Below are 25,685 nucleotides of genomic sequence, written 5' to 3'. Positions count from 1 at the left end.
CGTCTCAGCGTCAGTGGCGGTCCAGAAGGTCGCCTTCGCCACCGGTGTTCCTCCCAATATCTACGAATTTCACCTCTACACTGGGAATTCCACCTTCCTCTCCCGCACTCAAGTCTGGCAGTTTCAAATGCACTTTCCGGGTTAAGCCCGAAGCTTTCACACCTGACTTACCAAACCGCCTACACGCGCTTTACACCCAATAATTCCGAATAACGCTTGCACCCTCCGTATCACCGCGGCTGCTGGCACGGAGTTAGCCGGTGCTTCCTTCAGCGGTACCGTCAAATCTTAAGGGTATTGGCCTTAAAACCTTTCTTCCCGCTTGACAGAGCTTTACGATCCGAAGACCTTCATCACTCACGCGGCGTTGCTGCGTCAGGGTTGCCCCCATTGCGCAAAATTCCCGACTGCTGCCTCCCGTAGGAGTCTGGACCGTGTTCCAGTTCCAGTGTGGCTGATCATCCTCTCAGACCAGCTAACAATCGTGGCCTTGGTGGGCCATTACCCCACCAACTAGCTAATAGTACGCGGGCCCATCCTCAAGCGGTAGCTTGCATGCAGAGGCCACCTTTTACCGCTGAAACCGAAGTTTCCGTGGTCTTATCCGGTATTAGCATCCCTTTCGAAATGTTATCCCGGACTTTAGGGCAGATTACCCACGCGTTACTCACCCGTGCGCCACTTTACTCTCATGCCCGAAGACATGATTTCTCGTACGACTTGCATGTCTGAGGCACGCCGCCAGCGTTCATTCTGAGCCAGGATCAAACTCTCCGTAAAAACAAATAAAAATCCTGTAAAAACCCAAAGTCCTTCATCCGCTATTTAGTTTTCAAAGATCACGATCACTTTATAATTTTGAGGCATCAATGCTTGTTTGTCAAGCTTTTTTAGCTCCGTTGGGAGCTAACGTTAAAAACCGTCGTTTTATCAATCGACGGGTATCTAACCATACGGTTTTTTAATTTCTTGTCAAGTGCTTTTTAATAATATTCCTAAAAATGCGATTATGCTTGACCTAAACATGCTTTTCCTTCTCAAACCTCTCCTGAATCCTTACAATATCTTCGGCACGACCCGAGTCCGGCATTAATGAAACAACCACCCCCTCCAGACGGAGGTCCTTATTGGCGGCCTCGAAGCGAACCGGTCGGCCGGTCAGAAACCGCTCGATTATCGGCTCCTTTTTCATTCCAATGACCGAATCGTGAGGCCCGGTCATGCCCACATCGGTCACATAAGCCGTCCCTTTGGGCAGGATCGTCTCGTCGGCCGTTTGAACATGCGTATGCGTGCCGATCAAGGCGCTGATTCTGCCGTCCAGGTACCTGGCCAGAGCTTGCTTTTCCGAGGTTGCTTCAGCGTGAATGTCGAATAAGGTTACCTGAGCCCCGCGCCTCTCCAATAAAGCTAATTCACGGTCAGCGGTCCGAAAGGGGCAATCCACAGGCTGCATAAAGATCCGGCCCAACAGGTTGGTCACTCCAATCTTGACTCCACCGGGGCTCTTAACCACGGTCGTGCCGCGGCCAGGAGCCGGTTCTGGATAATTAGCCGGCCGAAGCAGCCTCTCGTTTTCCTCCAAATATCCAATAATTTCCTTATGTTTGAATATATGGTTGCCTGAAGTCATCACATCCACTCCAGCCCGGAAGAGTTCTTCAGCAGTCTTGATGGTCAGACCTATTCCACCGGCCGCATTTTCCACATTGGCCACGACCAGGTCAACCTGGTAATGGCTGACCAGGGTTGGAAGCAGCTCCCGCACCACCCTCCGTCCCGGTCGTCCAAACACATCGCTTATAAAAAGTATATTGATCATCTTTTTCCTTTCTCTTTTTCCTTTCTTAAGCAGCATCACGCTCCCAGGCAGGAGTGTAACCTCTATCTCTTTTTAGAACAACAGACAAATGGCCTTTAGGCCACCCTGGCCAGGGTCAGCACCAGCACGGATTTGGCTCCGGCCTTTTTCAGGACGCGAGCGCATTCATTGGCCGTTGCCCCGGTGGTGAAGACATCGTCCACCAGTATAACCGATTTGTCCACAACGATCTCTGGCCTGGAGACAGCAAAAGCGTAAAGCACGTTTCTTTGGCGCTCCTGACCGCTGAAATTGATCTGCGGCTCAGTCCAGCGTATGCGGACCAAAAGGTCCAGAAGGATACGGTCACGCCATGAAGGGAAGAGCGCTTTGGCCAGAAGCAGGGCCTGGTTAAAGCCGCGTTCCCGAAGACGCCGCCAGTGGAGAGGCACAGGCAGGATCAAATCGGCCTCAGGCGGATAAAAAGGAGCGGTGAGCTCCCGGGCCATGAACCGGGCCAAAGGCCGGGCCAAACCCACGCGGCGATTGTACTTGAAGTCATGAATCGCGGCTCGCAGGGTGTCCTGAAACAAGCCTGCAGCCAGCGCCTGATCAAAGGCCGGGGATTTCTGAAGGCAGGCGGCACAGGTATGAACTGAAGGAATGTCAGTCTGAAAGGGCCGACCGCAGCGGTCACAGCGAGCTAGCGGGAGAGAAACGAATCCTTCCTGGCAGGCCGGGCAGATGTCCGAACGGTTCGTTTCTGAAGTGTCTCCCGAAGCGGCCTCAAGGGTAAACTGGTTACAGATCAGACAGCGCGGCGGAAAGAGCAGGTCGCGAAAGCCCCTGATGAGGTCAATCCCATCAGAGCGGTTAAGAATTTTCGAGACGCTCCACAATGGCCTGACCGAATTCTGAACAAGACAATTCCCGCGCTCCTTCAACCTGACGGGCAAGGTCGTAAGTCACCAGCCCCGCGGCGATAGTTTCAGCCAGAGACAGCCTGATCAGGTCGCTTGCCTCGTTCCAACCTAAATATTCAAGCATCAAGGCCCCGGAAAGAATCAGGGAGCCCGGATTCACCTTATCCAGACCGGCGTACTTTGGGGCCGTGCCATGAGTCGCCTCGAAAATAGCGTACTTATCCCCGATATTGGCCCCGGGCGCCAGGCCGAGACCCCCGACCTGAGCGGCTAAGGCATCTGAAAGGTAATCGCCGTTCAGGTTCGGGGTGGCCAGAACATCGTATTCAGCCGGCCGGAGCAAGACCTGCTGGAACATAGCATCAGCGATACGATCCTTAATAAGCACCCGGCCGTCCGGGACTTGGCCGCCATATTTTTCCCTGCTTTCAGCTTCGGTCACGATTGCATCCCCAAATTCCGCCGCCGCCTCATAGCCCCAGTTCCGAAAGGCCCCTTCTGTGAATTTCATAATATTGCCTTTATGGACCAGGGTCACGCTCCGGCGGCCCTTGTCCAGGGCATAGCGGATGGCTCGCCTCACCAGGCGCTTGGACCCGGCTTCGGTTGCGATCTTCAGACCCACGGCGGCCTGATCGGGAATCTCGACCCCCAGTTCCTGCGACAGAAAGCTGATCAGCCGCCGGGTCTCGTCCCGTGTGGCAGCCCACTCGAACCCGGCATAGACATCCTCGGTGTTTTCGCGAAAAACTACCATATCAACCTTTTCCGGGGCCTTGACCGGGGCGGGAACGCCGGGAATATGCCGGATCGGCCTGATGCAGGCGTAAAGATCGAGGACCTGCCGCAGGGTCACGTTTAAACTGCGAACTCCTTCACCGACCGGCGTCATAAGCGGACCTTTGATAGCCACAACGTAAGTCCTCAAAGTTTCAAAGGTTTCATCAGGCAGCCACTGGCCTGTATGTTTAAAGGCCTTCTCCCCGGCCAGGGCTTCCAGCCACTTGATCCGCCGCCGGCGCCCGTAGGCCTTGCCGATCGCGGCGTCAATAACCACCCGGGTGGCGGCCCATATGTCCGGCCCGACCCCGTCGCCTTGGATAAAGGGAATGATTGGATCATGAGGCACGCTGAGGCTGCCGTCTGCCTTTATCGTTATTTTGTTCATATCTTAAGAATCCGGAAACAGTATCCTCGCCCGGCCATTTAATCGTTCAGCTCTTACCGGGTCCGGGTGGTTTGAAAAGATCTGAAGCTGAAGGAAAGCTTTCCTGATGGGCCTGATAATATGCCACGAAGCCGGCCCAGTCGGTGTCCCGGTTAATGCCAGGGCAGTTGTTTTTAACAATTTCAAACTCCTCCGGATAGCGCAATGGAGCCGGGTAGAACGGCCAGACCTGGCACATGACCGGTTTAACCCGATGAATCCGACACCCGCGGGTTTCAGCGTCGTACATAACACAGAACCCATCCGGCCCTGTCTTCAGTGAGAGCAGTTCACCTTTAGGCTCTGTGTACCGCTGGATGAACTGCGCCGGGGTTAGATCGAGAACTTTCCCTATTTCCTCAGCGTCTGCAGCGTGGATATAGATACCGCCTCGCCCCTGGCAGCAGGCCCCGCAACGCTGGCAGTTAAAGACCTTTTTCAGCTTCATGTTAAGGCAAGAGAGACGAACGACGGCCGTTATAACGTTCGGTATCGTAATATCGAGCCACATCCACGGTCTGGAGCTTCTCTATAGACAGTTTGAGGGGAACGGAGGTGATCTCACCTTGAAGGGAGCATACCATGCGCCCAAAGTCGTCGTTCAGAATGAGGTCCACGGCCGCGATACCAAACCGACGACCCATGAGCCGATCGTGAGCCGAGGGGCGACCGCCGCGCTGGAGGTGGCTCAGGATTACATATCGGGACTCCAGACCGCATCGCTTTTCAATCTCCTTGGAAAGAAAACGTGCGATCCCGCCAAGCACCTTGTGGCCAAACTCGTCTTTTTTTTCGCTGTAGAAAATTTCATCCTCACCTTTGACCTTCGCCCCCTCGGAGACGGCGACAACACTGTAACGGACCCCCCTGTCTCGCCGCTGCACAAGCATCTCGCAAACCCGATCCACATCAAAATCCCACTCGGGAATGAGGATGATGTAGGCCCCGGCGGCCTGACCGCCTTCCAGGGCCAGCCAACCGGCGTGACGGCCCATGGTCTCGACGACAAAGATGCGACTGTGGGACCCGGCCGTGGTCCGTAGTTTATCCACTTCCTCGGCAATGACATTGAGGGCTGAATCGTATCCCAGGGTGTAGTCGGTGCCATTGAGATCGCGGTCAATGGTCTTGGGAATGCCCACGACCTTGACGCCCAGACGATGGAGACGGTAGGCCACACCTAATGTATCCTCGCCTCCGATGGCTACCAGCGTATCTATCTTAAGGGCTTCCAGGTTTTTCAAAAGCCGATCTGAACGCTCGTCTTCGGCGCTAAAGGGGTTGACCCGGGAGGTACCCAGGTTTGTGCCTCCGGCACGATCCCAGGTCCGGACCTCCATTTCGGTTAAGGGCCTGATCCAGTGTTCGATACTCCCCGGATCTCCGGGCTCGACCTCCACCAGTCCTTTCCAGCCATCACGAATACCAAATACCTCGAATTGCTCGCTTCGTTTGGCCGCCAAAAGCGGATCCAGGGCCGTTTTGGTGACCCACTTGATGGCGCTGTTGAGACCAGGGCAGTCACCGCCGCCGGTAAGAATTCCGATATGTGTGGTCATTCTTCGGCCTCCTCTCCACCTGACTGACCCGAGTCCCGGTTGAGGAGAGAGGGCTGTCCGGTTGATTCCAGAACGCTGTGCCATAGCATCCCGCCCAGTTCGATCTTTTTACGGTTGGACACGGCGGACTTGATGGGTATATGGACATAGATATTGTTCCACTGACTGATCAAAACGTTGGTTTTCCCGGCCATGGCGGCATGGGCAGCCTTGGCGCCCAAGAATCCGCAAAAGACACTGTCGCTTGAAGAGGCCGGCCTGCTGCGGATCAGGTAGCTGGGGTCAAAATACTTGAGGTTGATTTCCATATTTATGTCTTTGAAGTGGGCCTTGATCCGGTCTCTTAGAAAAAGGCCGATATCTCCCAGCCGCCTGTTTCCTGAAGCGTCATACTCCTCTTGTAGATCAGGAAAGAACTTCTGGCCCGCCCCTTCGGCGACCACAATAACGGCGTGGCCCCGGTGCTCGAGCCTTTTCTTCAGTTCCTCAAAAAGACCGCACTCCCCTTCCAGATCAAAATCGGCTTCTGGTATCAGGACATAATTGACATCCCGTTCAGCCAGGGCTGCGTTAGCAGCGATAAATCCGGATTCCCGCCCCATGAGCTTGACCAGACCGACGCCGTTGGGCGCCCCTAAGGCCTCGGCGTGAGCGCTCCGAATAACCTCGGCCGCGGCTGCCGTTGCGGTGTCAAAGCCGAAGGAACGAGCCACCAGATTGATATCGTTATCAATAGTTTTGGGAATCCCAACGATGGCAATCTTTAACCCCCGCTTTTCGATTTCCTGACAGATCTTAAGCGCACCCTTGAGAGTCCCGTCGCCGCCGATGGTAAACAACATGTTAATATTGAGTCGTTCCAGGGAATCCACAATCTCTTCAATGGGATATAACCCCCGCGAGGAGGCCAGGATCGTGCCTCCCAGATCGTGAATATCACGAACAAGTTCCGGAGTCAGTTCCAGCAGTTCGTGCTTGAAGCGCGGAATCAGGCCCTGGAAGCCGAACTGAACCCCTAAGTTATTTCTGACACTGTACATGTGGTAAAGGGTCAGCACGATGGCCCGGATGACATCATTGAGGCCCGGACACAGCCCGCCAGCCGTGACAACCGCCGCCTTAACCTTGGTCGGATCAAAGTAAATCTTCTCTCTGGGTCCGGCCATCTCAAACGAATCCGGCTCAATATTAGCCTTCTGTAACTGTTTGAGGCGCTTCAGACTGGTATCCATCAGAATCCGATCCGCGTCGTCTGTAAACACCCTGAAATGTCCCAGGTCCTGGCAGTTTAGACCCCGTCTCAGCCTTAGGGGAGATTTGATCTTGGCCAGGCCCAAGGTCTCGATGGCGGTATCAAGTTTTTTAACCTTACCCTTCGCAGGCATATCAGTCTCTCCCTCCCGTGTGCATTTGAATGAATTGAAGCCGGACGAACAGGGTATGTCTTTATGCTAGGCCCTAGTATAGCCCATCTTCTTAAATAATATTGAGGGCGGATAATTCAGCCTCGAGCGTGGCCGTTTCTTCCGCGTTTAATTCTCCTTCCGGAATCGCCATCCGGGCGCCGGGAATCAGACCCTTGAGTTTAAGAGCCTTTTTTAAAAAGGCCGGCGGGTTGGACTGATAAAGCGCACACAGCCGCCTGACCATCTGGCCGTTCTGCCAGATTTGCGAAAAATGATCCGGGTACATCCGCTCACTCTCATAGATGTCCAGGGAAGAGTTGACAATGTCCATCCAGACTTGAGGCAGCAGGTTGGCCCCGCAGGAAATCAGACCCGATGAGGACGGCCGGGCCATGAAGTTGGCTTCGTTCCCATCGTAAAACCGGAAATTGGTTCGCAGCTTGACAGCTCGCTGGTAATTGATGGCCCGGGTCATGTCACCGTGAAACTCCAGCCCGACCACCTGTTCATTTGGCGATATTTTTTTGAGGATGCTGGTGCGGATATTTATATGCCGCAGATGGCTGGACAGCTTCCTGACCAGATCAGGATTGTTGCTTAATATCATCGGCCGGCGGGTCTTCCGTCCCAGTTCCTTAAGGTGATCGGGCAGACTTCGGTTGCTATGGTAAACCAAAGGGGTCAGCAGGTAGTAAATATCAACCCACGGTTTATGCGCCTTGAAAAGAGCTTCCGCTTTATCCAGCAGCTCCCTGGTCTCGGCCTCGCTCTGGGCTGTAATCTCAAAAAAAAGAGGCGGCCCATCTTTGATGCCGGTTAGAGCCTTTTCGAGGATTTCGAGCCGATCTTCAAGCCTTAGGTGCAAGGCCTCGCCAATCCTAACACTGCCGATCAATAGAGCGCTGGCTTTATCCCGAACCCGGCGCATAAGCCAGGTCAGGGCCTGCTGGTCCGGCCGTCCTTCATCGTCCAGGGGAGTGACCAGGTTTACAACAAGACCGCGGGGCGGATAGTTAATCATGGCCCGATTGAACCGAGTTGAATCTGAATTTACCTTTGCCAAGCAAGGCATGGAGGTGGACGACGCCTTTTAACCTGCCCGCGGGGTTCACAATGGGCAGAACCGTAACCTCGTGTTTCTGCATTATCTCCAATGCCTCGACAGCCAATTGATTTTCAGCGATGGTCTTCGGCTTGCGGGTCATGACCTGCTCGATCTTAAGTTGGTGCACCTTTTTATGCCTGGTCAAGCACCGCCGAAGATCCCCGTCGGTAAAAATTCCTTCCAGAAGGTCTTTCTCATCCACGACCAGGAGGGCGCCGAGGTTAATCTTGCTCATAAGCTCAAGGGCCTCAGACAACAAGGTCCGGCCGCTTACTCTTGGAATCCGCCGGCCCGTGGTCATCACTTCCTTGACCTGTAGAGACAGACGTTCACCCAGGTTACCGGCGGGATGAAAACGCCTGAAATCATCCGTATCAAATTGCCGCCGGTTTATCAAAGCTACGGCCAAGGCGTCTCCCATGGCAGTGGCCGCTGTGGTGGAAGCGGTGGGAGCCAGGCCCAGAGGGCAGGCCTCCCGGGCCACTCCAACGTCCAGGACCAGGTCAGATTGTTTAGCCAGGGTTGATTCCAGATTTCCGGTTAAGGTGATGACTTTAACCCCGAGGTTTTGAACAATGGGAACGATCTCGTTAACCTCGGTCTCGCCGCTGTGAGAAAGGGCCAGTAGGACATCTTGGGAAGTGACCATGCCCAGATCACCGTGCAGGGCTTCGACCGGATGCAAAGAAAAGGCTGGCGTGCCCGTGCTATTGAGCGTAGCCACGATCTTGCGGCCCACCAGGCCGGATTTGCCAATACCGGTAGCGATGACTCGACCGTTGGAGTGATAGATCAGATCCACCGCCTTGACGAATTCAGACCCAATCCGATCAATAAGGGCCAGAATGCCTTCGGCCTCAATGCGAAAGACCTCCTGAGCTTCCTTAACTACCTTGGCCGATTCCCTGGAATGGTCTTTCTGGTTTTTAGGCAGTGATTTTTTAGCCACGCGACAGCTTGCTTCCTCAAAATATGCCTTTTACCTTGAGGCTCCTATTATACTTTGCCATTTCAGATTTAGCAATCGAAACAGATTCGTTCTTGAGGATAAAAATATTCAGGAAAGCCGCTTTTTAATTCCCTGCCGTTTTAAGGAGAAAACGTTAAAGCGGCTGCACTTTTGGAACCTGTTTTTCTAAAAAAACGACGTGATGTCTCCGGTGAATTCAGTGCTGGCAATGTCGGTAATTGGAAGATTTTTTCCCCTGGATCGCTGGTAGACCCCGACCCTGAGCTTAACTTCTTTCTTCCAAGCCGAGCTTAGAAAAACCACTTTCGACCGGCACCGGATATTCACCATTGAAGCAGGCCAGACAGAAGCTGGGCTTTTCAAAGCCAGTGGCAGCGACCAATCCTTCCAGGCTCAGGTAACCCAGTGAATCCAGGCCGATGAACTCGGTCACCCAATCCAGGTCATGCTGCGCGGCAACCAGTTCGCCTTTACTGGAAAAGTCAATCCCATAGTAACATGGAAAACGATGGGGCGGACAGGAGACAAGCATATGCACCTCCTTGGCCCCGGCCTGCCGAAGGGTCTTGATCCGGGTCCGGCTGGTCGTTCCCCGGATGATGGAATCTTCGATGATGATGATTCGTTTCCCCTTCAAAATCTCCTTTACCGGATTCAGCTTGACCCGGACCCCGAAATCCCTCATTGACTGTGAGGGCTGAATAAAGGTGCGTCCGATATAATGGTTGCGAATCACGCCCATTTCAAAGGGTATGCCGCTGGCCTCGCTGTATCCCAGACCGGCGTAATTCCCCGAGTCCGGAAAAGGCATGGTCAGGTCAGCCTCCAGGTTCGAGTATTCCTTGGCCAGATGGACCCCCAGCCGTTTTCGGATCGAGTAAACATTGTGGCTGAAAATGGTGGAGTCAGGCCGGGAAAAATAGATGTATTCAAAGATGCAGAAGGTGTGGTTCGCCCGGGGCTTTATCTTCAGGGATCGGAGGCCATGCTGGTCAATAAGCACGATCTCTCCAGGTTCCACTTCCCGAACGTATTCGGCTTCGACCAGGTCCAGAGCGCAGGTCTCCGAGGCCAGAATCCAGGCGCCGTCAAGGCTCCCCAGACATAAAGGGCGAAAGCCATTGGGGTCCCTGGCTCCAACCAGGGTATCCCCGATCAGGAGTCCCAGAGAGTAAGCGCCTCTGGCCTGCGGCAGGGCCTTGAGCAGGGCCTCCTCAAGACCATCCTTCAGATGGCGCACCAGGAGGTGGACGATGATCTCCGAATCCATGGTTGTCTGGAAGATGGAGCCGCTGTTCTCGAGCATGATGCGAAGGGCCAGGGAATTGGTCAGGTTGCCATTGTGGCCCATGGCAATGCTCTCCCCGGCGAATTGAACCACAAAGGGCTGAGCGTTCTTAATCAGGGATGAGCCGGTCGTCGAGTAGCGCACATGGCCTAAGGCCGTGTGGCCGGAGAGTTCCTCCAGGACTTTCTCATTGAAAACCTCCGAAACCAGGCCCATGTGCCGGTGCTCCCTGACTTCACGTCCGTCGGTGGCCACGATACCTGCGCTCTCCTGCCCCCGGTGCTGAAGGGCGTACAGGCCGAAGTAACAGAGCTTCGCCGCTTCGGGATGACCGTAGACCGCAAATACCCCACAGGCCTCACGCGGGCCGTCACCGCGGCTGGCGGCCGAACCAGGAGGCAGATAAACGGTTGCGTCTGAATGTGTCATGCTTGCCTCATACGATGTTTCAGATGATATCCTGCAAGGCCTGGACCGTCAATTCATGCTCTAGAAGGGCCTGACAGGCCGAAGCTGTGGCTATGGCCCCGGCGATGGTCGTCACATAGGGAACTTTATAAAGCAGAACCGCCCGCCTTATGCTTTCCGAATCAATGACGGTGCGCCGGCCCAGCGAGGTGTTAACGATTAGAGCGATACGGTTATTTTTGATCATGTCAAGGACATGAGGCCGCCCTTCATACACCTTGTTGAGCGTTTCGATACTTAGACCTTTATTCAGGAGGTACCGTGCCGTTCCCCTGGTAGCAACCAGACTAAAACCAAGGGAGGCGAACGTTTCCGCCACCTCGACCACCGCCTCCTTGTCCCGGTCCCGCACGCTGATAAAAATAGTGCCTTCCCGAGGCAGGATCTGGCCGGCTGCCAACTGCGCCTTGGCATAGGCCAATCCAAAATCGTAATCAATGCCCATGACCTCGCCGGTGGATTTCATTTCCGGCCCAAGCAGCGTGTCCACGCCCGGAAAACGGTTAAAGGGGAAGACCGACTCCTTGACCGAAACATGCCTTGGGTCCGGCCCCTCGGTCAGGCCCAGTTCATTCAGAGTCTGACCGAGCATAATCCGGGTGGCTACCTTGGCCAGGGGGAGGCCGGTGGCCTTTGAGACAAAAGGCACGGTTCGGGAAGCTCTGGGATTGACCTCCAGGATATAAAGCGCCTGATCCTTGATGGCAAACTGGATGTTCATCAGCCCAATCACCTTGAGCTCCGCGGCCAAGGCCCGGGTGGCGGCCTTGATCTGTTCTATCATCTCTGGCTTCAGAGTGTGGGGAGGCAGAACACAGGCGGAATCACCGGAATGGACCCCGGCTTCTTCGATGTGCTCCATGATGCCGCCGATTATCGTTCTGCGGCCGTCAGAGACGGCATCCACATCAATCTCGATAGCATCTTCTAAAAACTTGTCAATCAGGATGGGATTTCCTGGAGAGGCCTCCTGGGCGTAGTGAATAAAATCAACCAGAGACGGTTTATCATAAACAATTTTCATGGCCCGGCCTCCAAGTACGTAACTCGGCCGAACTACCACCGGATAGCCGATCCGCTCTGCAACACGCTGCGCTTCCTTAACGTTGAGGGCCGTTCCGTTGTCTGGCTGGAGCAGGCCCAGCTTTTGGAGCATGGCCTTGAACCTGCCCCGATCCTCGGCCAGGTCAATGGAGTCCGGGGAGGTCCCCAGGATCTTCACCCCGGCCTCAGCCAGGGAGGCGGCCACATTTAAAGGTGTCTGACCGCCGAACTGCACGATGACTCCATGGGGCCTTTCCCGCTCGACGATATTGAGCACATCCTCTTTTGTCAGGGGCTCGAAATAAAGCCGGTCCGAAATGTCATAGTCGGTGCTGACCGTCTCCGGATTGGAGTTGACCATGATTGACTCGATCCCCATCTCTCGCAAGGCAAAAGAGGCATGGACGCAGCAGTAATCAAATTCAATGCCTTGGCCGATGCGGTTGGGGCCGCCTCCCAGGATCATGACCTTCTTTGCCTTGGAGTCCTTGACCTCGTCTTCATCCTCGTAAGTGGAGTAGTAATAAGGAGTGTAAGCCTCGAACTCAGCGGCGCAGGTGTCCACAGCCTTATAACAGTGCTTAACACCCAGGGACAAACGTTTCTGACGGACAGAGTCCTCCTCCTGGCCCCAAAGGTGAGCTAGTTGAAGATCAGAAAAGCCGTTTCTTTTGGCCTGGTAAAGCTCCTCAACCAGTTCATCCTGCTGGTCGGGGGTAGATTTTTTTGCCATCAGGGCGCCTATCTTTCGGACGTTCGGCTCCTCCAGGACCAGCTCCTTGATATGGTGCAGAAACCAGGGATCAATACCGGTCAGGTCATGAACCTCCTCTAGCTCCATGTTTTTTTGAAAAGCGGCCGCTAGGTAAAAAATACGTTTGGAGTTGGGAGTCCTGAGCCGGGCGCGGATTGTCTCGGCTTCGGTCAAGCTCGAATCATCGTCCAGCGGGTCTCGGCCGTCGCCATAGAGACCGTAGCGACCAATCTCAAGTGATCGCAGGCCCTTCTGGAGGGCCTCGGAAAAGGTCCGGCCCACGGCCATGGTCTCACCGACCGATTTCATGGATGTCGTCAGGATGTCCTCTGTATTAGGGAATTTTTCAAAGGTCCAGCGCGGGAGTTTGACCACGCAGTAATCAATGGTCGGTTCAAAAGAGGCCTGTGTTTCACGGGTGATGTCGTTCGGAACCTCATCCAGGGTGTAGCCCACAGCCAGCTTGGCGGCCAGCTTGGCAATGGGGTAGCCAGTGGCCTTGGAGGCCAGGGCCGAACTCCGCGAAACACGGGGGTTCATCTCGATAACCACCATTTCCCCGGTTTCCGGATGCATGGCGAACTGGATGTTAGAACCTCCGGTATCCACGCCGATCTCCCTGATGATGGCGATAGCCGCATCCCGCATAACCTGGTACTCCCGGTCCGTCAGCGTCTGAATCGGGGCCACGGTAATGGAGTCGCCGGTGTGCACTCCCATGGGATCCATATTTTCAATGGAACAGACGATGACGACGTTGTCCTTCCGGTCTCGCATGACCTCCAGCTCGAATTCCTTCCACCCAATGATGCTCTCTTCAAGCATGATCTCGTGAATCATGCTCAGGTCCATACCGTAGGCGGCCATCCGCTCCAGATCCTCACGGTTGTATACCACCCCGCCGCCGGCTCCGCCGAGCGTAAAGCTGGGCCGAATGATAAGCGGATACCCGATCTCCCCGGCTATACGCTGACAATCTGCAATAGAACGGGCGATCCCGCTTTCCGGGACGCGAAGCCCGATCTTTTGCATGGCCGCCCGAAAAAGCTCCCGGTCTTCGGCCTTCTTAATGACCTCTAGCCTGGCGCCGATCATTTCTACACCGAAACGCTCCAGCACCCCCTGCTCGGCGACCGCATACGCGGTGTTCAAACCGGTCTGACCCCCAAGAGTCGGCAGCATGGCGTCCGGACGTTCGCGTTCGATGATCTTGATTACCGCTTCGGGTGTAATTGGTTCGATATAGGTTCGATCCGCCATCTCGGGATCGGTCATGATGGTGGCCGGGTTGGAGTTGATGAGCACGACCTCATAGCCTTCGTCCTTGAGCGCCTTGCAGGCCTGGGTGCCTGAGTAGTCAAACTCACACGCCTGCCCGATGACGATCGGGCCTGAACCTATGAGGAGAATCTTTTTTATGTCCGTTCGTTTGGGCATCTGATGTCTATCCGGCCCGCATTAATTTGATGAACCGTTTGAAAAGGTAAGCCGCATCGTGAGGCCCGGGGCAGGCCTCGGGATGATACTGCACTGAAAAGAAGCCGCGCCTTTCATTGGCCAGACCTTCCAGGGTGTTGTCATTCAGATTGATATGAGTCAGGCGGACGTCCTGATCGGCCAGGCTGTCCATATCCACGCAGAATCCGTGGTTCTGACTGGTGATCTCGATGCGACCGGTCTCTAAGTCCTTGACCGGCTGGTTCACGCCGCGGTGGCCGAACTTGAGTTTAAAGGTTCGTCCGCCCAGGGCCAGCCCCAGCAACTGGTGGCCGAGGCAGATACCAAAGATGGGACCACGGCCCAAGAGGGCGCGGATATTTTCATAAGCATAAGTTACGGCAGCCGGATCACCCGGACCATTGGACAGAAAAACGCCGTCAGGCTCATAAGCCAGAATCTCATCTGAAGAAGTATCCCCTGGCAGCACCAGCACTTCAGCCCCGACCCTAGACAGGGAGCGAAGAATATTATATTTAATCCCGTAATCTAAAGCTGCCACCTTGAACCGGCCTGCGGCCCGCGCCCAGCTTTCGATGGCCTCGGGGTCGGTCACAGGCCGACCTCCCTCGTCATCGGCCATCCAGACATACGGCTGCCTGCAGGTCACCTCCTTGACCAGATCGCGGCCGACCATTGACGGCACGGCTTGAGCCTTCCTGGTTAATGATTCGGGGTCCAGATCGTTGGTGGAGATATACGCTCTCATGGCGCCCTGCCTCCGGATGTGTCTGGTCAAGGCGCGGGTATCAATACCGGTCAGGCCGAGGACATTAGCCGAAGAGAGATACTCGGCCAGAGACTCCTTGGACCGCCAGTTGCTCGGTATGGAGTGGTACTGGCGCACCACAAATCCCTCAACCCTGATGCGTTCGGACTCTATATCCTGATCATTGATCCCGTAATTCCCGATGTGAGGATAGGTCATAGCCACGATCTGACCGGCATAGGAAGGGTCAGTCAGAACCTCCTGATATCCAGACATGGCAGTATTAAAAACAATCTCCCCTGAGGCTTCACCAGGGCCGGTAAAGGAATATCCCTGAAAAGTCTTCCCATCCTCCAGGGCTAATATGGCTTTAATTCCTTCCAATTGGTCTCCTTTTTCCAGGCGTAAGCTCAGCGGCAGAGGCTAATTTAAATCTCTTTATTTCCTGATCAGTAAGCCGCATTTTGCGGCCCTGAAAAGCGCACTAAAACATCAGACGCTGCACTTATATTCTGGCACAATGACTTTCCCTTATGTGGGGTGCAGGGGCCATGACTTCCCTGCTGTCCGGAAGGCGACTCTTCTTTAAAAGCCTCTCATTTGAAGCCCCAAAGTCTCTATTTAAGTATAGGGGACTATTTTGTTTTTTTCCAGAGGCAGAAGATCAACGGCCAGCTTGGCCATGCGGTCGGCTGAACTGGGACGGGCCTTCAGGGCCTCTCGACCGGCCCGGCCCCGGCTTCGCGCCTGCTCAGGATCAGAGAGCAGCTCCTTGATCTTATGAAACAGCTCATCCGGCGTCGAGGCTGTCTGTCCCGCCCCGACCGCTTCCAGCATCTCCTTGGCGTCAAGAAAATTATCCATAAAGGGGCCATAGAGAACCGGCCGGGCCCAGGTCGCCACTTCGAGAGGATTATGGCCGCCCAGCGGAACCAGGCTGCCTCCGCAAAACGCCACGTCCGCCAGGCCATACAGGGTAAATAGTTCGCCCATCACGTCCACCAGGGTCACATCGGCAGGCGGGTTCAGCGAGACCTTTTGGTCGGACCATCTCCTGAAACTCTGGTTATGGTCTCGAATCAAGGCCTCGATCTCACCGGCCCGGTCCACGTGACGCGGGGCCAGAATCAGATGCAGCCTCGGGAAATCCTGGCGCAGCCGCTCAAAGACATCGAGAACCATGGCCTCCTCTCCGGTGCGGGTCGAGCCGGCCACCAGAACGGGCTGATCAGTGCTTAATCCCAGCTCTTCTCGAAGCGCCCTTAGGCTTAAGGGGTCAGCCCGGCTGATGAGCTGATCATACTTGGCGCTGCCTGTGACCACGACCTTTGAAGGGTCGGCCCCCAAGGAAATAATTCGATCCCGGTGTTCAGCCTGGATCATGGCCATACAATCCAGAAAGCCCAGGACCTCCCGAAATAAAAAACCAAAGCGGCGGTACCTGGCTGCGGCGCGGACCGTGATGCGGCCATTGGCCAGCATGGTCCGTACTCCCATGGATCGAGCCGTTTTGAGCAGATTGGGCCAGATCTCGGTCTCGATCAAAATGAGCAGGTCAGGCCTGAGTCTTTTCAGGGCCCGGTTAGGACTGCCATAGATATCCAGGGGAAAGGTCAGCACTGGAATGTCAGGTTTGAGGAACTCCCAGACCGCGACCCGGCCGGCGTTGGTGCTGGTTGAAAGACAGACGGTTAAATCGGGCGCCTGCTTCTTGAGCGCGAAGATAAGAGCCGCCGCAACCTGGACCTCGCCGAAGCTGACGGCATGAACCCAGACCCTGGCGCGGCCGCCGCCCCGAAGACGAGGCACAAACCCCAGCCGCTCCCGCCAGTGACCCCGCATCCGATTGCTGGCCACAGCCATGGCTAAAAGAGGAGGGGCGCCAACCGAAACGGCCATGTTATATAAGAGATAAGCCGCGCTCATGTCTGATTATCCAATCGAAATTGGTATATAAAGCTCCTGATATGGAGTCAAGAATTTTATGCCTTGGGCTTAAGAGCGCGCCTCCGGAGAAACGAAAAATCTTTTGAAGCTCCCTGCTGCAAGCAGCAGGGAATCTTCCAAATGTAAGGAAAGTTAGACCATTTTAATTTCGCTCGCTAGCCCCGCAGCAAGCTGCGGGGAATGCGCTCGCAGGCATTTTCAACACTTGCCGAACCCCTGGGACATGAGGCTCCTTCTCATGGCCCAGCATGCAGTACAACGAACTATTTAGGCTGCCCTGCGACTTTAACATAACTGAAACAAATTAATAAATTTTTATTGACATTAAGGCCAAGTACGTGTATAAACTTTTACAGTACAGGGCTGGGCCCTGGAGGAAAACGATGCTAACTTCTTGGCGAATGCGAATTTATTATTTTATGTATTATTTTTTCGGTACGGAGGTCTGTCCCGGGGTCTAGCGTCATAACATATCTAATGTATCTTACCGGCCGTGGGCAGACAAAGTTCACGGCTTTTTTTTGATGGTTTAAAACATCTAGAGGTTTTTTATTTTAAGACTGATTAAACGAGATTAATAAACGGAGGCAAAACATGATTGGCAAAGACATTAGAATGGAACGCATCATGAACCGCGCCACGCGCAAGACGGTCATCGTGCCCATGGATCACGGTGTCAGTATGGGGCCTGTTTCGGGCTTGACCGACATGAGGCAGGCCATTAACGAGGCCGCTGTCGGCGGCGCCAATGCCGTGGTCATGCACAAAGGTCTGGTTAGAAGCGGCCACCGCAGCGGCGGAAAGGACCTGGGACTCATCGTTCATCTATCCGGAAGCACTGTGCTCTCTCCGGAGCCTTACGCTAAGACCCTGGTCTGCACCGTCGAGGAGGCGATCAAGCTGGGCGCCGACGCCGTCTCGGTGCATATAAATCTGGGCAACGACGCTGAGAAGGAGATGCTGAACGATCTGAGTAACGTCGCCCGGATCTCCAATGAGTGGGGCATGCCGCTTCTGGCCATGATCTATCCCCGGGGCGAACGGATCAAGGATGAGTACGATCCTGAAGCCATCAAACATGCCGCCCGGATCGGGGCCGAACTGGGGGCCGACCTGGTGAAGGTGTCTTACACCGGCGATCCCGAGACGTTTGCCAAGGTGGTTGAGGGCTGCGGTGTGCCGGTGGTCATCGCCGGGGGGCCGAGGATGGACTCGGAACGCGACGTCTTGGAGATGGTTCATGGGGCCATGTCGGCCGGAGCGTGCGGCCTGTCCATCGGACGCAACGTGTTTCAGCATCCTTCACCCTCGACCATGGTCAGAACCATGGCTTTGATGGTTCACGAGGGAACCGGCGTGGAGGAAGCCTTGAAGATGCTGGCCGACAGTCAGGTCAAAATCGCGTGACACAAGGAGGATGAGGTGAAAGAGATCTGGGTTCGAGTCTGGCCCTGGGACAAGGAAGCGGTTATCAACGCCCTGGAATCAGGAGCGGACGGCGTGGTCATCCCGCCCGGAAAGTCCGCTGAAGTCAAGCAGCTCGGGGTGCTCAAAACCATAGCCGAGGATGGGGACCTGAAACTGGGGCAGGATGTTTTCGAGGTGGACATCCGCACGCCGGAAGATCAGGATAAAGTCATTGAGATGGACCCGGGAAAGCCGGTCATCATCCGAGCCTCTGACTGGTCCATCATTCCCCTGGAAAATATCCTGGCCAGACGCAGAAACATCATGGCCGAGGTCCAGGACCTGGATCAGGCCCGGCTTTTTTTAGGCGTTCTGGAGCGCGGCGTGGACGGCGTCGTTGTAGCCACTGACGATTTCGAAGAAACGGCCCGCATTATCAGGGAGGTCAAGGGCCTGACCGGATCGGAGATCGAACTGATCACGGCCGTGGTGCGCTCGGTCCAGCCGCTCGGCATGGGTGACCGTGTCTGTGCCGACACCTGCAGCCTCCTGGCACTGGGTCAGGGCCTGCTTGTCGGCAACTCCAGCCAGGCTCTCTTTCTGGTGCATGCCGAAAACGTTGACAACCCTTATGTCAGTCAGAGGCCCTTCAGGGTGAACGCCGGTGCGGTTCACGCCTATGTGCTTGTGCCAGGCGGTCGAACCCGCTACCTGTCCGAGCTTGAAGCCGGAGATGAAGTCCTGGCCGTCAACAGCCGCGGTCAGGCGGAAATCGCGGTTATCGGCCGTGTTAAGATTGAAAAGCGGCCTTTGCTTCTGGTGACCGCGGAAGCCCAGGGGCGGACCCTGACCACGATTCTTCAAAACGCAGAGACGATCCGTCTGACCACACCCGAAGGCGCGCCTATCTCCGTGGTTAACCTCGAGCCGGGACGGGAAATCCTGGTCGCCCTGGAGGAAGGAGGCCGTCATTTCGGGCATAAAGTTGAGGAGACCATCTTGGAGCACTAGCCATGGGAGACAAGGACTTGCACGAATTACGCCAGAGAATAGACAAGCTTGATGAGAACATCCTGGACCTGCTCAATCAACGCCAGAGCCTGTCAAAAGAGATCGGACAGCACAAAAATGCAGAAGGGCGCAGTCTTTTCGATCCGGGGCGAGAAAATGAGGTCCTGGCCCGACTCAAGGCCCTCAATACCGGGACCCTTTCTCCAGAGGCCCTGGAACACATATACCGCGAAATCATATCGGCTTCCCTGGCGGCCCAGGCTCCGATTTCGGTGGGCTACCTGGGACCGGAGGCGACCTTTAGCCATGAGGCGGCCTTAAATCAGTTCGGTCACTCAGCCAGTCTCTATTCCCAGGACAGCCTTGGGGAGGTTTTCCAGGGGGTGGATCGAGGCCGCTTCACCTACGGCGTGGTTCCGGTGGAAAATTCCAGCCAGGGCGGGGTAGGCGAAACCCTGGACCTGTTCCTGGAGTACGACCTGAATGTGTGCCAGGAAATCCGCCTTCGAATCAGCCATAACCTGATTGGACAAACCAAGGACCTTAAGAAGATCAAGCGGGTTTATTCCCATCCCCAGGTCCTTTCACAGTGCGCCCGCTGGCTCGCCACAAATCTGCCCGGCGTTCCCCTGCTGGAAGCCAGTAGTTCCGCAGCAGCGGCCCGTCAGGTCGCTGGGGAAAAAGATTCCGCGGCCGTGGCCAGCGCCATTGCGGCTGATATGAATCACCTGCATATCATCGTTCGCAGTCTCGAGGACGCGGAGCAGAACGTAACGAGGTTCCTGGTGCTTTCTCACTACTCAGGCTCGAGAACCGGTCGTGACAAGACATCTATCATCCTTGCGGTTGAGGACAAGCCCGGGGCTCTCTTCCACCTCCTGGAGCCCTTTGCCTTGAGCGACCTTAATTTAACCAAGATTGAATCCCGGCCCATGAAAGGCGAGGCCTTTAAGTACGTGTTTTTCATTGACGTCGAAGGTCATATGGACGATGAACCCATCCGTCGCACCCTGGAAACGGCCCGGAAATGGTGTCAGTGGCTGAAGATCCTTGGTTCTTATCCGAGGGTGGATTAATGAAGATCTGCGCCTCCATTGCTGAAGATACGGTCGCAAAGACCCTTGCGGCCATGAATAGAGCTGCCTGGTGGGCCGACCTGCTGGAAATAAGGCTGGATTATATGGACAGGCCTGACTTGAAGGCGCTTCTGGCCAAGCCGCCCCGGCCCTGCCTGGTGACAAACCGGCCGAGGTCTCAGGGCGGACGGTTCGAAGGCGCGGAGGATGAGCGGCTGGCCCTGCTTGAGCAGGCCATGGCCTTTGAACCGGCCATGATTGACCTGGAACTGACGACAGGTGAAACTGCCTTGAAAGAGTTCGCCAAGAAAAAAGGTAAGACGCGGCTGATCATTTCCCTTCATGACTTTGACCGCACCCCAGACCCTGAGACCCTGGCAGAATTATTAGAGCGCATGCACCGCCTCGAGGCAGACGTGGCCAAGGTGGTCACCAGAGTTCAAACCCCGGAGGAGATACTTCGTCTTAAAGACCTCCTCATAAGGGCCGGCGAGATGAGTCAGCCGCTGGCTGCCTTCGGCATTGGGTCCCTGGGCCGTTTAAGCCGCGTCCTGACACCGCTCTGGGGCAGCGTCATCTCATACTGCTCGGTCGAAAAAGGCAAAGAAGCCGCACCAGGCCAGATGACCGGAGCAGAAATGAGGCGCATTTTTAATGATCCTGAGGATCTGCACCGGATTGATCAACAGACGAAATTATACGGCGTCCTGGGCGCACCGGTGGGCCACTCCTTAAGCCCGGTCATCCATAATGCGGCCTTTAAACACCTGGGGCTGAACAGCTTTTATGTGCCAGTGGACGTGGAGGATGCGGGAGCGGCCCTTGAATGCGTCCGGCGTTTCAATTTTCACGGACTGAGTGTAACCCGGCCGCACAAAATCGCGGCCATGGGTCTTCTGGATGAGATCGAGGCCTCGGCCAAGACCCTGGGCGCGGTAAACACCATCATTTGTCAGAATAGTAAATATACAGGGGCCAATACGGACTGGTGCGGTTTACTCAGGGCTCTTGAGGAGCAAATCTCCCTGGACGGCCGGAGCGTCCTGGTGGCCGGCGCCGGGGGTGCGGCCCGTGCGGCTGTTTATGGCCTGGTCAAAGCCAGGGCCAAAGTCACGGTCACCAATCGCACCGAGGAGAGAGGCCAGGGGCTGGCCCGGGAATTCGGAACGAAATTCTGTCCACCTAGGCAGCTGAAATCACTATCACCCGATATTCTAATAAACGCCACCCCCCTGGGTATGGACCCGTGGCAGGATAAGACTCCGTTTTCAGCTGATCTGCTCGCGCCTGAAATGGTTGTCATGGACCTGGTCTACTCCCCGCTTGAGACCCGACTGCTGCGGGAAGCTCGAAACATGGGATGTCGAACCGTGAATGGCCTGTCCATGCTGCTGCATCAGGCGGCCGTGCAGTTCGAGGCCTGGACCGGTTACGCCGCCCCGCTCGAGGTCATGCGAGCCGCAGCCGAAAACGTTTTGGAGAAGGAAGATGGAAATAATCAATGATTCAAGCCAGGCTCTGGCAGAGATCGAGATACCCGGGTCCAAAAGCCTGACGCACCGGGCGCTTATCATCGCGGCCTTGGCCGAAGGCAAAAGCCGGATTAGCCAGCCCCTGCTCTGCGAAGACACCAGGTTGACCATCGAGGCGCTCAGGCGGCTGGGAGCTGAAATCAACCCGGAGAACGGGGACCTGGTGGTAACAGGGACCGGCGGCCGACTCGCTGAGAGCGGCCCTGAAATCAACCTCAAAAACTCCGGCACCTCCATGCGCCTGCTCGCCTCAGTGACCGCCTTGAGCCCGGGGACCTGGATACTTACGGGCAACGAGCGCATGCAGACCAGGCCGATCGAGCCGCTTCTGACGGCTCTTTCCGACCTGGGAGCCAAGGCCACCGCACTCAGAGGCACTGGATGCCCGCCGGTGAAAATTCTGGGCGGCGGACTCAAAGGGGGAAAAACCAGGATCTCGGCCGCAAAAAGCAGCCAGTACCTCTCCTCCCTCCTTCTCTCGAGCCCTTATGCTCAGGAGGACGTCATTATTGAGGTAACCGATCAGGTTGCTTCCTGGCCTTACGTCGAACTGACCCTGGCAATGATGGAGGCCTTTGGCGTGAAAGTCGAACGTCAGGACCGGCGCTGGTTTCGGATCCAGGCTGGCCAGCGCTATCAGGCACAGGACGTGACCATTGAAGGGGACTGCTCCTCGGCCGCCTATTTTTGGGCCGCAGCGGCAGCAACCGGAAGTTACGTCATCACGCATCACATCAAGCCTTTTTCGCTTCAGCCTGACTTCCGTTTCCTGGATGTCCTGACCCTCATGGGCTGCGAGGTAATGTTGGGCCGGAAATGGGTGGCGGTCAGGGGCGGCGCTCTATCAGGCATTGAGGTGGATATGAACGCCATGCCTGACCAGGTGCCCACCCTGGCTATCCTGGCTGCGTTGGCCAAGGGGCAGACTTCCATCCGGAACGTGGCGCATCTGCATTACAAAGAAAGCGATCGCCTGGTTGATCTTGGGGCTGAGCTGCAAAAGCTTGGTGTTTGCGTTGAGGTTAAAGATGATGGACTTAAAATCAAAGGCGGGAGTATCAACAGAGGGATCGTTGACCCGCATCACGATCACCGTCTGGCCATGAGCTTTGCCGTGGCCCGGCTGGTCAGGCCGGAAATAAAAATCCTTGATCCGGACTGCGTGGTGAAGTCGTTTCCCGATTTTTGGGGACTCTTTGCCAGGCTGAGCTCATGAATCTGGTCCTCATCGGATACCGGGCCACTGGCAAATCATCGGTGGGTGCGCTGCTCTCAAAACAGCTCCACTGGCCCCTTCTAGACACGGATGATTTGATTCAGCAGGAAGCAAGGCAGACGATCCCTGAGATCGTGGCCGCTGGAGGCTGGGATCATTTCCGCCATCTGGAAAAAATGGCGGTGGCGCGGGTTTGTTCCCTGGATCATCACGTCATTGCCACCGGCGGCGGGGTGGTCCTTGAGCCGGAAAACGTGGCCAGGCTGCGGGCCACCGGATGTCTTATCTGGCTCCAGGCCGACGCGGAAACGATTCAGGCCCGCCTGGCAGCCGATGATAACCGGCCGTCTCTTACCGGCGCGGACACAATAAAGGAGGTGCCTCAGGTGCTTGAAAAGAGGCTGGCGGCCTACCGCCGGGCGGCCCATATAAATATTGACACTTCAGGTCTTTCTCCAGCCCAAATCGCGGAGAGAATTTTGAGGCTGCTGCCCGAGCCCGGGTGTGGAGTCAAAACTTAAGGCGAGGTAAGTTTATGGCAGGTAATACCTTCGGACAGGCCTTTCGGCTGACCACCTTTGGTGAATCACATGGGCCGGCCATGGGAGTGCTGGTGGACGGCTGCCCTCCCGGCCTGACCCTGAACGAACCTATGATCCAGGAAGAGCTTGATAAACGCAAACCCGGACAGGCGTCTTTTTCCAGCCCGCGCCAGGAGCCTGATCAGGTGCAGGTACTTTCCGGAATCATGGACGGCCTCACCACCGGCGCGCCCATCGCCATGATCGTTTACAACCGTGACGCTAAAAGCAAGGCCTACGAGACTATCCGACGGCTGTTCCGGCCGGGGCACGCGGACATTACCTACTTTCAGAAATACGGGATCAGAGACCACCGGGGCGGCGGTCGCAGTTCGGCCCGAGAGACGTTAGCACGGGTAGCCGGCGGTGTCGTGGCTCAAGCCCTGCTGGACCGGCATGGAATCCAGGTCATCGCCTATACCCTGGAACTGGGCGGGGTACGCGCCCGGCGCCTCGACCTGACAGAGGCGGATAAAAACGAGATTCGCTCCCCTGACCCGGACGTCCTGCCTGAGATGCGCGCCAGACTGGCCCAGGCGCGAGAGGCCGGAGATTCGGTCGGCGGAATGGTGGAGGCGCGCGTCCAAAACTGCCCGGCCGGTCTGGGCGAACCGGTCTTCGATAAGCTCGACGCCGACCTGGCCAAAGGCCTTATGTCCATCGGCGCGGTCAAGGCCGTGGAGGTCGGGGCCGGGATTGAAGCGGCCCGGCTCTTGGGTTCGGAAAATAACGACCCCATCACTCCAGACGGTTTTGCCGCTAACCGAGCTGGCGGGATCCTGGGCGGCATCTCGAACGGAGACGAGATCGTGGTCCGGGCGGCGGTCAAACCTATCCCCTCTATTGCCAAGGAGCAGCAGACAGTAGATATGGACTTTAGACCGGCGACCATCTCCATCCAAGGCCGACACGATGTTTCGGCTATCCCGCGCATCGTGCCGGTATGCCGGGCCATGATCAGACTGGTCCTGGCCGACCACCTGCTGCGGCAGAAGGCGGTGCGTTCATGAGGGACGTTACTCTGGGCATCATCGGCGGCCAGGGGCGCATGGGGACCTGGTTCAAAAATCAGTTCGAAGAAACCGGGCTGACCGTGCTCGTGGCTGACAAGGACACGCCCCTATCCGCCCGCGACCTGTGCGAGCGGTGTGAAGTCGTGATCGTGAGTGTTCCCATCATCGTAAGTGAAGAGGTGATTGCCGAAGTCGGTCCTTACATGCCTGAAGACAGTCTCCTTATGGACCTGACCTCAAACAAGACCGGACCGGTTGAGGCCATGCTCCGGCACAGCCGGTCTGAGGTCGTTGGGGCGCACCCTTTGTTCGGCCCGAGAGAGGATTCGATAAAAGGGCGGCATGTCGTTCTCTGTCCGGGCCGGGGGGAAAAGTGGCTCCGCTGGCTCACCAGGCTATTGCAGGACATGGGCGCCATTATCAAGGTCATCACTCCGGATCATCACGACCGGCTCATGGCCGTGGTTCAGGGCCTGACTCACCTGAGCACCCTGGCCCTGGCCCTGGCCATTCAGGACAGCCAGCTGGACCCCCAGGACCTGGACACCTTTTCGACAACCTCTTTCAGACACCTCAAACCTCAAATCATCAGAACGCTTCGCCAGGACGCCGACCTGATCGCTCCAATCATGATGCTCAACCCCAAGGTCCTGGAAGCAGTGGAAGCATGGGAAGCGCGAGTCAGCGCCTTAAAGCAGATGGTGAAAAAAGGGGACGCAAGTGAATGCGCGGACCTGATCCGTCAGGCCCGGAACTCTATGGGCGTCCCATCAGAGGCACAGGAACTTCGCGAACTCTCCACGGCCAGAAATTCAACCAAACTAAGGAAGCGCGGCTAAAGCTCTACGCTCTTAAGCTGTATATCTTAGAGAAATTATCATAGATTTAGAGACAATGACTCCCGGGGTTCGGGTCGCCATCCATATCTTTCTAAACACAAGTTGTTTAAGATTTATAGATGTGATATGTATTTTTAAATTTTTTAGCGAATCCTGTAATAATGGAGTATTGCGCTTTAGGGAGCGTGATTGGCGCGGATTTCCGCAGTCAGGCGCACATTAATTAGTGCCTGTCCGGTTTTCTAAGTATTTGGTTTAAAAGTAAAAAAAGCGCATTTTATGCTGGCCATTAGTTCTTCGGATAGTGTAGAATAAGTTATAACGTCTTAAAA

20 protein-coding genes and 1 rRNA gene are annotated in these 25,685 nt (G+C 55.8%); 8 read left to right on the top strand and 13 right to left on the bottom strand.

Features of this window, described 5'->3' with window-relative positions; translation table 11 throughout:
• The 13 genes from JRI95_08625 to JRI95_08565 all read right to left on the bottom strand — a co-directional run.
• Positions 1 to 780 (bottom strand): 16S ribosomal RNA (locus JRI95_08625); the annotation flags it as partial.
• Between the two features lie 238 nt (positions 781 to 1,018).
• On the bottom strand, positions 1,019 to 1,819 hold the full coding sequence (locus JRI95_08620; GenBank protein ID MBW2061609.1) for a TIGR00282 family metallophosphoesterase: 801 nt from the start codon (positions 1,817 to 1,819) through the stop codon (positions 1,019 to 1,021).
• Positions 1,820 to 1,917: 98 nt separating this feature from the next.
• Positions 1,918 to 2,700 (bottom strand): ComF family protein, encoded by a 783-nt coding sequence (locus JRI95_08615; GenBank protein ID MBW2061608.1) that lies wholly within the window; start codon positions 2,698 to 2,700, stop codon positions 1,918 to 1,920.
• On the bottom strand, positions 2,675 to 3,892 hold the full coding sequence (gene icd / locus JRI95_08610) for an isocitrate dehydrogenase (NADP(+)) (GenBank protein ID MBW2061607.1): 1,218 nt from the start codon (positions 3,890 to 3,892) through the stop codon (positions 2,675 to 2,677). The genes JRI95_08615 and icd overlap by 26 nt, the downstream gene beginning before the upstream one ends.
• A gap of 46 nt (positions 3,893 to 3,938) precedes the next feature.
• Positions 3,939 to 4,379 carry a YkgJ family cysteine cluster protein gene (locus JRI95_08605; protein ID MBW2061606.1) on the bottom strand — a complete coding sequence of 147 codons (441 nt, stop codon included), beginning with the start codon at positions 4,377 to 4,379 and terminating at the stop codon, positions 3,939 to 3,941.
• Position 4,380: 1 nt separating this feature from the next.
• Positions 4,381 to 5,490, bottom strand: a complete 1,110-nt coding sequence (locus tag JRI95_08600) for an ATP-dependent 6-phosphofructokinase (GenBank protein MBW2061605.1) — start codon at positions 5,488 to 5,490, stop codon at positions 4,381 to 4,383.
• Entirely contained in the window at positions 5,487 to 6,875 is a 1,389-nt protein-coding gene (locus JRI95_08595) for an ATP-dependent 6-phosphofructokinase (protein ID MBW2061604.1), read from the bottom strand. The genes JRI95_08600 and JRI95_08595 overlap by 4 nt, the downstream gene beginning before the upstream one ends.
• Positions 6,876 to 6,966: 91 nt before the next feature.
• Positions 6,967 to 7,917 (bottom strand): dihydrodipicolinate synthase family protein, encoded by a 951-nt coding sequence (locus tag JRI95_08590; GenBank protein ID MBW2061603.1) that lies wholly within the window; start codon positions 7,915 to 7,917, stop codon positions 6,967 to 6,969.
• The gene (locus tag JRI95_08585) at positions 7,910 to 8,935 is read right to left on the bottom strand and encodes a KpsF/GutQ family sugar-phosphate isomerase (protein MBW2061602.1); all 1,026 of its coding nucleotides are present in this window, start codon (positions 8,933 to 8,935) and stop codon (positions 7,910 to 7,912) included. Before JRI95_08585 ends, JRI95_08590 begins: the two co-directional genes overlap by 8 nt.
• A 301-nt stretch (positions 8,936 to 9,236) precedes the next feature.
• Positions 9,237 to 10,688: an amidophosphoribosyltransferase gene (locus JRI95_08580; GenBank protein MBW2061601.1), complete on the bottom strand. Its 1,452-nt coding sequence runs from the start codon at positions 10,686 to 10,688 to the stop codon at positions 9,237 to 9,239.
• A 19-nt stretch (positions 10,689 to 10,707) separates the two neighbouring features.
• The gene (carB, locus tag JRI95_08575) at positions 10,708 to 13,962 is read right to left on the bottom strand and encodes a carbamoyl-phosphate synthase large subunit (GenBank protein MBW2061600.1); all 3,255 of its coding nucleotides are present in this window, start codon (positions 13,960 to 13,962) and stop codon (positions 10,708 to 10,710) included.
• A gap of 7 nt (positions 13,963 to 13,969) precedes the next feature.
• Positions 13,970 to 15,106, bottom strand: coding sequence for a glutamine-hydrolyzing carbamoyl-phosphate synthase small subunit (carA, locus tag JRI95_08570; protein MBW2061599.1), 1,137 nt, complete (start codon positions 15,104 to 15,106; stop codon positions 13,970 to 13,972).
• A 246-nt stretch (positions 15,107 to 15,352) separates the two neighbouring features.
• Positions 15,353 to 16,657, bottom strand: a complete 1,305-nt coding sequence (locus tag JRI95_08565; protein ID MBW2061598.1) for a 3-deoxy-D-manno-octulosonic acid transferase — start codon at positions 16,655 to 16,657, stop codon at positions 15,353 to 15,355.
• A 615-nt stretch (positions 16,658 to 17,272) separates the two neighbouring features.
• Between JRI95_08565 and JRI95_08560 the strand changes: the two genes are divergently transcribed.
• From JRI95_08560 to JRI95_08525, 8 genes are read left to right on the top strand one after another with little or no spacing between them, the layout of a single operon-like run.
• Positions 17,273 to 18,085, top strand: coding sequence for a class I fructose-bisphosphate aldolase family protein (locus JRI95_08560; protein MBW2061597.1), 813 nt, complete (start codon positions 17,273 to 17,275; stop codon positions 18,083 to 18,085).
• 15 nt (positions 18,086 to 18,100) lie between these two features.
• Positions 18,101 to 19,096 carry a 3-dehydroquinate synthase II gene (locus JRI95_08555; GenBank protein ID MBW2061596.1) on the top strand — a complete coding sequence of 332 codons (996 nt, stop codon included), beginning with the start codon at positions 18,101 to 18,103 and terminating at the stop codon, positions 19,094 to 19,096.
• 2 nt (positions 19,097 to 19,098) lie between these two features.
• Positions 19,099 to 20,172: a prephenate dehydratase gene (gene pheA / locus JRI95_08550; protein ID MBW2061595.1), complete on the top strand. Its 1,074-nt coding sequence runs from the start codon at positions 19,099 to 19,101 to the stop codon at positions 20,170 to 20,172.
• Positions 20,172 to 21,677 (top strand): shikimate dehydrogenase, encoded by a 1,506-nt coding sequence (locus tag JRI95_08545; GenBank protein MBW2061594.1) that lies wholly within the window; start codon positions 20,172 to 20,174, stop codon positions 21,675 to 21,677. Before pheA ends, JRI95_08545 begins: the two co-directional genes overlap by 1 nt.
• Complete coding sequence (gene aroA / locus JRI95_08540; protein ID MBW2061593.1) at positions 21,661 to 22,920, top strand: 3-phosphoshikimate 1-carboxyvinyltransferase; 1,260 nt, start codon at positions 21,661 to 21,663, stop codon at positions 22,918 to 22,920. Before JRI95_08545 ends, aroA begins: the two co-directional genes overlap by 17 nt.
• Entirely contained in the window at positions 22,917 to 23,441 is a 525-nt protein-coding gene (locus tag JRI95_08535; GenBank protein MBW2061592.1) for a shikimate kinase, read from the top strand. Before aroA ends, JRI95_08535 begins: the two co-directional genes overlap by 4 nt.
• A 14-nt stretch (positions 23,442 to 23,455) precedes the next feature.
• Complete coding sequence (aroC, locus tag JRI95_08530) at positions 23,456 to 24,511, top strand: chorismate synthase (protein ID MBW2061591.1); 1,056 nt, start codon at positions 23,456 to 23,458, stop codon at positions 24,509 to 24,511.
• Positions 24,508 to 25,353: a prephenate dehydrogenase/arogenate dehydrogenase family protein gene (locus JRI95_08525; GenBank protein MBW2061590.1), complete on the top strand. Its 846-nt coding sequence runs from the start codon at positions 24,508 to 24,510 to the stop codon at positions 25,351 to 25,353. Before aroC ends, JRI95_08525 begins: the two co-directional genes overlap by 4 nt.
• Positions 25,354 to 25,685: the final 332 nt, after the last annotated feature.

The sequence above is a fragment of the Deltaproteobacteria bacterium genome (assembly GCA_019308995.1).
GTDB lineage: Bacteria > Desulfobacterota > Desulfarculia > Adiutricales > JAFDHD01 > JAFDHD01.
The sequence above is the reverse complement of the archived record's forward strand: the minus strand, read 5'-3'. Positions and strand labels throughout refer to the sequence as shown.